Genomic DNA, 13,032 nt, shown 5'->3' on the forward strand with positions numbered 1-13,032 from the left:
TGCGGACCAGACTCGCAAACGGGTTCTTCAAACACCAATGCTTCGACGGCCTCCAGGTCGCACAAGCTTTTTATACACATGTTTGCGAATTTGGTCATTCCTTTTAAGTCCGACCCTTTTAGGTGGTGGGAAACTCGCAATGACGGAGGATGGGTTGTCATTCCTTTTAAGCCGGCCCATCTAGATGGTGGACAACTCGCAATGAAGCGTATCTTATAAAAATTCAACCCATTTCACGACACATTAAGAAACTGAAGCCAATATACCAAAATACGGCAAAGACTTTAATCTATGTTTTGAATAAAAAATATAATCATTATCATCTTCAAAATACATAAATTATTTCAATACAAAATATAAATATGTTGACAATAGGACACGATATATGTCATAATAAGCTATACAGAAATAGATTTTAGATTCAAAATATACTATAATCTATATGAAGTGCAGTATTATTTTGTCATTTCAACAACAAAAGAATGGTTAATAAAAATGAGCAACGAAAAAAGCCACAATCTTCAAGATGTTTTTTTAAACAACATTCGTAAAAATAAAGTCCCCGTGACCATATTTCTTGTAAATGGTGTTAAATTACAAGGGATTGTCACTTGGTTTGATAATTTTTCCATGCTTCTTCGTCGTGATTATCAGGTTCAATTGGTATACAAACATGCCATTTCAACCATCATGCCAGGACAAAATCTCACCCTTCAAGATCAAGATGGTGAAGATTCAATGGCAACGTACGAAAAGCCTATTGAATAAAATTTAAAATCCATTACTCTTAAGGTGCGATAACTAAGAATTTTTAGGTTGATACGTCGTCATTCTTCGCTCATATATGAAGAATATACGTCGCTCATCATTCCTTGTCTGAACTCAAAAAATTCTTAGTTATAAAGCAAGGCGCTTTAAGAGTTTTAGGTGGCCTTTAATCATTATTATTTGAGGTCGAATTGAATCCTACAAAATCCTCGACAGGGCGCGTTATCGTCCTATGCCCCGATTTTAAATCAATCAGATTAAGTCCCACAAAAAAAAGACGCTTACCTGCAGCACAATTAGAGGAAGCAAAAGGCTTAGCACTTGCTATTAATCTTGAAGTTTTATGGTCCGAAGTTATTTCCATTCAAAAACCAAATGCCGGCCACCTTTTTGGCACAGGCACCCTTGATCGCATTAAATCCCTTATTGACTCTTATGATAATGATGATAAAAAAGTTGATATTGTTTATATCGATTCTCCTTTAACGCCTATTCAACAGCGTAATCTTGAAGAATTTTTAAAAATTAAAGTTATTGACCGCACAGGACTTATTTTAGAAATTTTTGGTGATCGCGCCCAAACCCATGAAGGCACCCTCCAAGTAGAGCTTGCCGCCCTCACCTATCAACGCAGCCGCTTGGTCAAATCCTGGACCCATCTAGAGCGTCAACGTGGTGGAATGGGGACCGTTGGTGGCCCCGGTGAAACGCAATTAGAACTTGATCGTCGTATGATTGACGATCGCATCATTATCATCAAAAAAGATCTTGAAACCGTCAAACGCACACGTGGACTTCAGCGCAAATCACGACAACGCGTCCCCTACCCTGTGGTTGTTTTGGTTGGTTATACCAATGCTGGAAAGTCCACACTTTTCAACCGATTAACAGGAGCTGATGTTTTTGAAAAAGACATGCTTTTTGCAACGCTTGACCCCACCATGCGTCTTATTAAATTACCCTCTGGCCAAAAAATTATTTTATCAGACACGGTTGGGTTTATTTCCGATTTACCGACTCATCTTATTGCAGCTTTTAGGGCAACGCTTGAAGAAGCCATGGAAGCTGATCTCATCATGCATGTTCGCGATATATCTCATCCAAATAGCGATGCACAACGCGAAGACGTGATAGACGTCTTACGTTCTTTAGAACTTCCAGATGAAATTATTGTTTCAGCTTTTGAAGTGCTTAATAAATGTGACTTACTTGATGAAGAACAGCAAAATGCATTACAATCCCACGACAATCAATTTGCCGTTTCAGCGCTTACAGGATTTGGCATAAAAGATTTATTGCAGCACATTGACACATATCTTTTACGAGATACGAAAGAGTTGACGCTTGATATTCCTAATGAAAACGGTGCCATGATCGCTTGGATTTACGAACATGGCTTTGTCTTGGATCGAGAAGACTCAGATGTTGCAACCCACCTACATTTTCGAATCAACGAAAAAGAATTCAATAGATTACAACAGAAATTTAATGTTGATTAAATTAATCTTCAAGCGCAACTGCAGAAAGCAATTCGCGGGCTGCACTTATCCGTCCAGGACATAAGGGCGCTGCATCACTATGATCAGGCTTATGGATTTGTTTTTGAACTTGACCTAATTTAATATTGATTTTTGATCCACCAGCTGGCTTCAAAAAATCACCTATTTTCATTAATCCACAAATTAACTTTTCAAATTGGCTCCACTTTACTTCTTGATTTACAGAAGGATCCATAATCGCATCAAAAGTTTCTCTTTGCTTAGTTTTTAATTTAGACAAAGAAGCAGGTAACACATCTTTTTCTTCTTCAATATGTCCATCTGCTTGCTGACGATTTTTTAACAACCTTTTATCTAAACTTTTTTGGCGCTCTACTTCGATTATTTGCTGATAATCAAAAACAAATTCTTCAGAATCTGAGTCTTCTTCTTTCTCTTCAACATCCTCTATACCTTCAACAAGCGCAGCTGAAGATTCAAAAGTAGATACATCTGCGTTTTTTTCTTTTGAGACTGATGCAAGAAATAATTTTGCAGTATCAAGATAGTTTTGGTCTGTATCAAGATTTGAATTTGCCCATAAAACAACTTGTTCAAAATATTTCTTCGCATTTTTAATGTTTAATTCAGAAGATTTCATTAACTCAATCATTCCAAGAAAAAATGCTGCATTTGAATTTTGTGTAGCATAATAAATTTCAAATATTTTTTGTGCTGCAGCAACGTTCTTTTTACATCCTTTACCAAAAAGTTTGCAAAGAGCAAGATTAAAATCTGAAAAAGGCACTTTCATTTTAGTTGCCAATTCATAAAAATGATAAGCTTCTTTGTTAAATTCTCCACCTAAATAAAAACAACACTTTGCTAAACTATCAACTATATCTGAATCAAAAGGTTTCAATAAATACGCTATCTTTAACAAATCATATGCTTTTTTGTAATCTTTTTCACAACCACATCCATTAATATAGGCTAAAGCCAGATTGTAAAAACATAAATAATGATTCGGATTTTGAGCATTTGCCATTGCACACGCTTTTAGATAACATTCAAACGATTTTTTAAAATTAAGCTCTTGATCATAAATAAACCCAAGTTTATTCGCAGCATGGCAATAAGTTTCACTAGATTCTTTTAACAAAAGAAGAAGTTCTTCATCATTGAATTGACCTAAAATAAAACCATCTTGAATAAATGAAAATTTAAAAAATTTAGCAATATTTTTATCATCTAATTTACCATGATGAATAACATAATCTAAAGATTTAGAAAAAATTTCTTGTTTTAGATCTGATATTTTAAATAACTTCTGAATAATAGTGATAATTGTATGAGATAAATTAACTCTCATTTCATTTGTATTAAATTCAGAGAAATCGTCTTCTATTTTCAGAACATCTTCAACGAAATTAATATGCTGCTGGATCATAGCTTCATTTTCTGATATTAATTTTTTTCTTATCTCATTATATTGTAAAAATAAACAATTAGTAAAACCTAAATAATCTCCAGCATTTTTTGCTTTATTATACCAATATAAAGCTTTCTTGTTATCTTTATTTAATACATTTACTTTATGCATTTCATCTTTCTGATTATTATCAAAAAAATTACCCATCAACAAAGCGTAAGCCCCACCATCTTTTAATTCATAGGCAGCTTTATAGACACAAACTAAAATATCGTTATCTCTCAATGGGTTACGACCATCAGGTGGATTTAAATCTGTAATAAGAAACAAATAATCTTTTAAAACTCTGTCATATGCTTCCTGGTTCCCTAAATGAGCAGCTCTAACTAACCAAAGACTTTCAGCAACAGGATCTTTTTTTGATTTACACATATTAGCGATTTTCAACTCGCCTTCACCCCTTGATGGAAATCTTTCTAAAAACTGTGCATATAAATTATGCTGTTCATAGCCGCTTCTATCCAAATAACCTTTCTGTAAAGCACTTATATAAATATCACGATCTGCGTATTGTAATGAAGCGTCATAATAAGACTTAGGCGCAAAAAGGGTAAACCTCTTTCTTAACTCAGTATTTTCGGCAAGTTGTGCTAGAATAATTGTAGAACGCGCATTAGATTTATTATGTAAGTTTATTAAATTTTTAATTATATTTTTCAATCTATTTTCAATTTTTTTTCTTTTATTTTTATTTGCTGAGATTAATTTAGCATTATATTTCAAAAACAACTGATAACATTCTGAAGCTTTTAAAAAATTTTCAGAACTTTTACTCGTTGTATCTTCAAGTTTTTGCAATTCATCTGTATTCCAAAATTCTTTTTGTTCAACATTAATCTTATTAGTTGATATCAGATGATGAATATAAGCATTACCCCTTAAATCATGATGCTGATAACATATAAAAAATTCATCATAAGCTTCGATATATAGTTTTTGCTCAAATAATTCAGCAGCTTCCTTGAAACCTGCAAATGAAGCTATTGAAAAAGAAAGTGTAAAGGCAAAAAATGCCATAATAATTTTTTTCATTTCAAATCCTATGTATTAAAATTAGAAAGTAGCAATAACATAATTTCATAAAAAATCAATAAAATTAAATGTAAAGTTAATAATTTTATTAAGTAAATTTTAATAAAAAAGCCATGATCGCTTAAATTTACGAACATGGTTTTGTCTTAAACAATGAAAATTTAGAGATTACTACCCATCTATATTTTCGAATGAACGAAAAAGAATTCAACTACTGCAACAGTAATTTAAAGTTGATTAGCCTACTTTTCAATCACAGCAGCCGAAAGCAATTCCCGCGCATCTTTAATGCGTCCAGGACATAAAGATGCCGCTTTACGATGTTCAGGTATATCGATTTGTTTTTGAACCTGACCTAATTTAATATTAATTTTCGATCCGCCAGCTGGCTTAAGAAAATCACCTTTTTTCATTAATCCACAAATTAACTTTTCAAATTGACTCCACTTTATTTCTTGATTTACAGCAGGGTCCATAATCGCATCAAAAATTTGTCTTTCCTTAGGTTTTAATTTAGATAAAGAAGCAGGTAAAACATTTTCTTCTTCAAGCTGCCCATCTAACTGCTGACGATTTTTTAACAACCTTTTATCTAAACTTTTTTGACGTTCTACTTCGATTATTTGCTGATAGTCTATATATGGTTCATCATATTCACCCTCTATATTATTAGCTTCAACATTATTAGCTTCAACATTTAAGATATCGCTATTAGATGCTTGCAATGGATTTTTACCAGCTTCAGAACCATCCAATTCATCTAAAATTTCATCTGAAAAAAACAATTTTATCTCTGCTAAAAAAGCTTGATCAAGCTCTGAATTTGGATCAGCCCATGAAATTAAATTGTCAAAATATTTCTGAGCACTATCACGTGAAGATTCTATTAATTCAATTTTTCCAAGCAAATAAGCAGCAATGGCATTACCCTCTTTATAATATTTATTAATTATTTCTTTCGCTTGACCAATATCCTTGCTACAACCTTTTCCAAAAAGCAAACAAATTGCATAATGAAAATCACCAAAAGGAACTTTCTTTTTATATGCCAATACTGCAAATTTATAAGCTTTTTGATTATATTTTTTTCCCAAAAACAAACAACATCTTAACATAGCATCCAGAACATCTTGATCGTTAGGTGCTAAATCATAGGCTTTATTCAATAATTCATATGCTTTCTCATAATTTTTTTCACATCCTTTACCATTTAGATAAGACATTCCTAAATTGTACAATATTGTAGAATGACTTAAACCCAAAATATTCATCTGATTATAAGCATTTGCATAACACTCAAACGATTTATCAAAATCAATTCCTTGACCTAATCGACCATGTTCATAAATACAACCAAGCTCCAGCATTGCAAGATAATATGTTTTACTCGCGTTTAAACACAATCGAAAACAATCTTCATCTGTTAATTTTTCTTCAAAAAAACCATTCAAATTATATAATGCTTTTAAAAACTTAGCTAAGTTTTTACTTTCTATGTCACCATATGCAATAACATAATTTAATGCTGTAAATAATGAAGTAAAATTAATAGAAGAATTATTACTATATATGAGCTCAACTAAGTATATAATTTTTCTTGATAATAATTCTTTATCTTCTTTATTATTTAACTCGGACGGATCATTTTCAATTTTTAAAATCTCATTGATAATATTTATAAAATCATTTATTTTTGATTCATCTATGGATTTTACACCTTTATCTTTATATTCCTTACACTTTAAATCAATATAATTAAAAGCCCCTAAATAATGACCCTGTTCTTTTGCTTTTTTATACCAAAACATCGCTTTCCTATTATCTATTTTAATGCCTAATAAAGCGTTTTCGGTTTTTTTATGATTCCCATCAAAATTGTATCCTAATGAACAAGCATAATAACCATCAGCAATACCGTCATATGAAGCCCTATAAAGACAAGTTAAAATCGAACTGTCTCTAATATAACTTTCATCAGATACTTTATTTTTTTTCTTAATCAAGTCAAGCTGATATTCAAGCACTGTTTCAAGCGCTTCTTTATTTCCTAAAAGAGCAGCTTGAATAAACCAACGATCTAAAACTTTACGATGGCTTTCAACATCAGGAAGCTTTTTTTTTGCCAGTATTTTTGCAATTAAAAATTCGCCTACACCATTACCAGAAACTCTCTCCAATAATTGTGCATTTAATTTATAAGTCTCATAACCTGGTTTATCTAAATATCCTTTTTGTAATGCACTTAAATAAATATCCCGATCCACGTGCCATTCTAGCGCATAATCATAATAAAAACTCGTCTCAGAAAGTTTAAATCTTTTTTTAGATTCAATGTTCTCAGAAATGTTTATTAAAATAAGAGTAGCATGACTTATTGATTCTTTGTGTAGATCTACTAATTTGTTCAACAATCCAACCAAAGATTTTTCTAATTTCTTTTTTTTATTTATTTTTTTTTCTGTTAACAAGTCATTACTTTGTTTTAAAAATTCTTGATATAGAACAGATGCTTGCAAAGATTTTTCTGATCTTATACATGTTGTATCTTCTAACTTTTGGAATTCAAAATCACTCCAAAATTCTTTTCGCGCAGCATCAATCTTATCGTTTAATATCAAATGACGAAGGTATGCATTACCCCTTAAATCATTCGCTTTATAACAGGTCAGAAATTCATCATATGCTTCACCATATTTATGCCGTTCAAATAAATCAGCAGCTTCCTTGAAACCTGCATGCAAACTCATTGAAAAACAAAATGTAAAGGCAAAAAATGCTGCAATAATTTTCTTCATCATCAATCCTATGTATTAATTTTAATAAAAAAACTTAACACATAAGTAAAAACAAAACAATAAAAAATAAACAATAAATTTATTTGGTAATTTACAAAAAGTACAAATAATACATATTTTTATATTAAAAAATTATACAAAAACATGACATTCATATAAAAGCATCAATGAAAATACAAAAAAAGCCAAGATCGCTTAGATTTACGAAAATGACTTGTCTTGGATCGAGAATATTCAAACGCTGCAACCCATCTACATTTTCGAATAAACGAAAAGAATTCAACAGGTTGCAACAGAAATTTAATGTTGATTAAGCTGGTTCTTCTAACATAACAGCCGAAAGCAATTCTCGTGCTTTTTTAAGTCGTCCAGGACATAAGGGCGCTGCCTCATTATGCTCAGGCATGTGGATTTGTTTCTGAACTTGACCTAGTTTAATATTGATTTTCGATCCACCCGCTGGCTTCAAAAAATCACCATTTTTCATTAATCCACAAATTAATTTTTCAAATTGACTCCACTTTACTTCTTGATTTACAGAAGAATCCATAATCGCATCAAAAATTTGTCTTTGCTTAGGCTTTAATCTAGCTATAGTAGTAGGCAACACATTTTCTTCTTGAGCTATTTGAACTTGCTGTTGACGATTTTTTAATGAATTTCTTTTATCTAAACTTTTTTGACGCTCTTCTTCAATAATTATTTCAATATCAAAATCTTGCCCATCATCTTGATCGTCTATCTCTTCAGGCTCTTCTTCTTTTTTTTCAGCCAATTCAGAAACACCAACTTCATCTAAAGCTTTATTTGAAAGAAACAAAATAACTTCTCCGACAAAAGATTGTTCAAGATCTGAATTTGGATCAGCCCATAAAAGAAAATTATCAAAATACTCTTTTACGTTTTCGTGAGAAGATTCTATTAGTTCAATTTTTCCAAGCAAATAAGCAGCAAAAGCATTGTTTTTATCATAATAGCTTTTAATAATTTCTTTTGCTTGATTAACATCCTTTTTACAACCTTTACCAAAAAGCAAACAAATTGCATAATTAAAGTCACCGAAAGGAATATTCATTTTATAGGCTAACACAGCAAATTTATATGCTTTTTTATTGTGTGTTTCGCCCAAAAGAAAGCAACATCTTAAGATCGCATCAACGATATCAGGATCATTTGGCGCTAATGCATAAGCTTTATTCAATAATTCATATGCATATACGTAATTTTTTTCACATCCTCGACCATTTAAATAAGACATACCTAAATTGTAAAACATAATATAATTGGTTAGACCTAAATCATTCATCCTATTATAAGCATTTGTATAATACGCAAACGATTTATCAAAATCGATTTCTTGACCTGATAAACCATGTTCATAAATACAACCAAGTTCAAGCATTGCAAGATAACATGTTTTACTCGCGCTTAAATACAATTGAAAAAAATCATCATCTGTTAATTTTTCTTCAAAAAAATCAATTTTACCAAAAGCAGCTTTATAATATTCGGCGATATTTTTACTTTCTATTTCAGCATGTGCAATAACATAATTTAACGCTTGTAACAATGAATCAAAATTAAATTTTTTAATATAAATAATCTCAATAAAATATATTATTTTTTTAGATAGTATTTCTTTATGTTCTTTAGTATTTAAATCAGATGCATCATTTTCAATTTTTAAAATCTCATCAATAATTTCTACAACATCACTTAATATTAACTTATGCGTATGTTTTGAAATATTCTCTTTATATTTATTACAACACAAAACAATATAATTAAAAGCACCTAAATAATGACCCTGTTCTTTCGCTTTTTTATACCAAAAAATAGAATTTTTGTTATTTTTTTGAATACCTGATATATGATTTTCATTTTTTTTATGATTTGAATCAAAGCTACATCCTAATAAACAAGCATAATAACCATTATCCTTACCGTCATAAGCTGCCCTATAAAGACAGGTTAAAATAGAGCTATCTCTGATATAACTTGCATCAGATATTTTATTTTTGCTTATAATCAAATGAGTTAAATTTTCAGAAACGATTTCAACTGCTTGTTGGTTTCCTAAATGAGCTGCTTGAATAAGCCAACGATTAACAAGCGTAAGATGCGTAGGATCATTAAGGAGACTTGCATTTTTTTTCAACATATTTGAAATTTTTAATTCACCTTCACCTTTTACAGGAAATCTAATCAAAAATTGTGCGTATAACTTATAAGTCTCATATCCTTTTCTATTCAAAAACCCTTTCTGAAAAGCATCAATATAAATATCACGATCAACATGCCATTCTAGCGCATAATCATAATAAACACTTGAATTTGAAAGCTTGAAAAGTCTTCTAAATTCATCATTTTCAGAAATATTTATCAAAATAAAAGCAGCACGGCTTATTGATTCCTTATGTAAACTTAATAATTGACCAACCAATCCACTTAATATTATATTTATTCTCTTTTTTTTATTCTGTTTTTTTTCTGTTAATAATTTATTATTTTGCTTCAAAAAATCTTGATATAATATTGAGGCCTTTAAAGATTTTTCCGATCTTATACAGGTTGTATCTTCAAGTTTTTGCAATTCCTCTGAAGTCCAAAATTCTTTTCGTTCAGCATTAATCTTATCAGTTGCTATGATATTAGAAAGATAAGCATTACCCCTTAAATCATTCTGCTGATAACATATAAAAAATTCATCATATGCTTCGATATATCTTTTTTGCTCAAACAATTCAGCAGCTTCCTTAAAACCTGCAAATGAAGACATTGAAAAACAAAGTGTGAAAGAAAAAAATACCGCAATAATTTTATTCATTTTAAATCCAATCTTTTTAAATAAAAATATGTTCAATATGTATACATAACATAAAAACGTTAAAATTAAAACAAAATCATATTAAAGCTATATTAAAATAATATAATTTTAAAATTTATCTTAATCTGTTTTAGAATAAAAATAATTTTAATTATATTCAAAAAAAAATAAAGGGTTTCAAATAATAAAACCCCTTACTTATAGTGAAATATTTTATTTATTTAAAAGCTCAGCACCTTTAATATACATTTTTTCATATGGTATATTTCTTAAAGCATAAATCGCTTGCTGATATTTACGTGCATCATGAGCCGCATCCAAATTTAAAGATGTATCACCAAATGAATCTAACATAAGCAATGGATAAGTTGTCTGAAAATACTTACCCCTAACACGAAGGGGAAAACTTGGAACCGGATCAGTTTCGCGCGCAAAACTTTTACCTGGAACACGCGCTTCAAGCCATAATTTAAAATCCTCCCCAGCAACTTTGGGAGAACCAAAGGTTCGAATTTCTTTTTCCAAACCTTTAAAAGTATCCTGTGAAGCAAAATAGCCTGCAGCAAGCGTTGCTGTAGCACCACCAAGACTATGACCTGTAAATACTAACTTAACATCTTTTCTTTCTTCTTCTTCTAATTCCAATAAAAACTCTTTAATACTTGCTTCTATTTCATCTTTTGTGGTTTCAAAAAGATTCCAATAACCAGCATGTACCCAACCGTCGAAATCTTTTAAAGCAGAACCTTCAATTCCTGCTAAAACCGGTTGTTTTTTGACAAAATTAAAATTTTGCCCTAACCATTCTTTACCTCTTTGAGTACCTCGATAGGTTACAACAATTAAATTTTTCGATGGATTAAAAGCAACCATGCCATGAACTCCTGGCGTGCGATACGATTGAAGCAACTTACTCCCACCAATGCCGTAAAAGGGCTTAAAATACCAGCGATCCCATTTTGGATCTTTTTGAGCTAAATGACGTTCAGCAACATAGGATCCACCGAAAAATCCGGTTTTATTACGTACTGTCTCGACCGCAACATCAAATTCTTCTTTATTTTTACCTTGCAGATAAAAATGAAAAGCCAGAATAGACAAATCAATACAATCAATCGTATCATCATCTATATCTGTAGCTTTCGCAAATTGACCTATGTTTTTATCAAAATCCTCAATAATATTGTTGTTATTATTATCTTCCACCATATGAAACGAACTTTCATCTAATGCAGAACCCTCAATATCATGAAACAAATGTTCACTCACTGGTAATAACACAACTTTTAAAAGAGCAGGATCTTTATGTACATAACGCTCTTCAAAAGATTTATCTGCAACACCTGCTAACCATTCATCACCCAAAGGACTGAGAAACTCAACAACATATTTCTCCAACGAAGGAATGACCCCTGGATTAACGCCAATTTTTTGATAGATTTCATTCTTTAACAAATCAACAATGACATAAAAATCTTCTTCATCCAGCAATAATTCTTCATTTTGGTCTATTGGATAATCTTTTTTTATTTTATCAACAATATACTCTCTTAATAAAACCCGACCCTGTTGAAATGTTTGTCCAGCCGTATCATCAAAAGACTCACCATTTAGTTTTTTAATTACAAGAAAAAAAGCAACCAAATTATTGATTAAGCGTTTATCATATCCATTACCTTTAACACCTTCACCACCACGAACAAAATTTCGATCCAATTCTTTAATTTGTGTAAGGGTCGTTAGTTTTTGGCTATCTAAATCCTCCCCAGAAGACGAATACCCCAAAAGTGACTCGTTTGCATCAATAAACCGCTCAACTTTAATTTCAAACCTAGTTTCCCCATAATAAGCCCCCTTTGCAACATAAGTTGCAGAAGCAGCCTTATCAGATTCAATCATAATTATATCTGTTCTAAAGACACGATCAGGAAAACCACCACCAGTAAGGATTTGTATTTTGGAAGGATAACTCGATGCTAATTTTTGAGCTTCTTCGCCATTCATAGAGTAAAAAAGATCATTTCTAAAGACAGGTTCTTGATCTTTCAATCGATCAAGTTCTTGCTGCGTAAAATGCATTGGAAATAAAGAAAGAATTCTTTCTTTTGTCGTTTCAGCGTAGGATTGAAATCCAAACAAAATAATCAGCGAAAAAAAAGTTATAAACATAGTGTTGCTTTTCATTTTAAACTCCATAATAAAATACGTTTCAATTTAAATAATAAAATAGATAAGTTAATATAAAGTTAAAGTAATGCCGATCAGAAAAAATGTCAATATAATTTACTTATATACCAAAATACAAAATAATAATTTCCATAAAAAAATGAAATAATGCTTGCCATTGCCCCCAAAAAAGCTTTATCCTAATCAGTTTGCAAAGAAATTATGTCGGAGAAAAGCCTGCACTGAACAGGCTCTCACAAAATTTTTATTCGCTCAGCTGCGCACCTTCTTTACTAACTTCTTTCAAAATACCCAGCTTAGTTAGAAACAAAGCCATAGCAAGCTGTGTTGCTTCACCATTTTCGTTATAGATGAATTCATCCATATCAACAAAAGAAGGATCAATGCCTTTACCCACAAGCTGTTCTTTAGCCGCAAGACTTAACATCAACCAAATGATATTATTCCCAGTCG

At 31.1% G+C, this 13,032-nt stretch carries 7 protein-coding genes; 2 read left to right on the top strand and 5 right to left on the bottom strand.

Annotation, left to right across the window (positions count from 1 at the left end; all coding sequences use genetic code 11):
- Positions 1–495: 495 nt before the first annotated feature.
- A complete protein-coding gene (gene hfq / locus Q8L85_00430; protein MDP1723154.1) occupies positions 496–768 on the top strand; it encodes an RNA chaperone Hfq in 273 nt (90 codons plus the stop codon).
- 191 nt (positions 769–959) lie between these two features.
- Positions 960–2,267: a GTPase HflX gene (gene hflX, locus Q8L85_00435; protein MDP1723155.1), complete on the top strand. Its 1,308-nt coding sequence runs from the start codon at positions 960–962 to the stop codon at positions 2,265–2,267.
- 1 nt (position 2,268) lies between these two features.
- Here the strand turns inward: hflX and Q8L85_00440 are convergent, their stop codons facing one another.
- The 5 genes from Q8L85_00440 to Q8L85_00460 form a co-directional block, all read right to left on the bottom strand.
- On the bottom strand, positions 2,269–4,536 hold the full coding sequence (locus Q8L85_00440; GenBank protein MDP1723156.1) for a hypothetical protein: 2,268 nt from the start codon (positions 4,534–4,536) through the stop codon (positions 2,269–2,271).
- Between the two features lie 476 nt (positions 4,537–5,012).
- Positions 5,013–7,565 (bottom strand): hypothetical protein, encoded by a 2,553-nt coding sequence (locus Q8L85_00445; GenBank protein ID MDP1723157.1) that lies wholly within the window; start codon positions 7,563–7,565, stop codon positions 5,013–5,015.
- A gap of 310 nt (positions 7,566–7,875) precedes the next feature.
- Positions 7,876–10,392, bottom strand: coding sequence for a tetratricopeptide repeat protein (locus Q8L85_00450; protein MDP1723158.1), 2,517 nt, complete (start codon positions 10,390–10,392; stop codon positions 7,876–7,878).
- Between the two features lie 213 nt (positions 10,393–10,605).
- Positions 10,606–12,576, bottom strand: a complete 1,971-nt coding sequence (locus tag Q8L85_00455) for a lipase family protein (GenBank protein ID MDP1723159.1) — start codon at positions 12,574–12,576, stop codon at positions 10,606–10,608.
- 247 nt (positions 12,577–12,823) lie between these two features.
- The gene (locus tag Q8L85_00460) at positions 12,824–13,009 is read right to left on the bottom strand and encodes a hypothetical protein (GenBank protein MDP1723160.1); all 186 of its coding nucleotides are present in this window, start codon (positions 13,007–13,009) and stop codon (positions 12,824–12,826) included.
- Positions 13,010–13,032 lie beyond the last annotated feature (23 nt).

Source organism: Alphaproteobacteria bacterium, from assembly GCA_030680745.1.
Taxonomy (GTDB): Bacteria; Pseudomonadota; Alphaproteobacteria; order JAUXUR01; family JAUXUR01; genus JAUXUR01.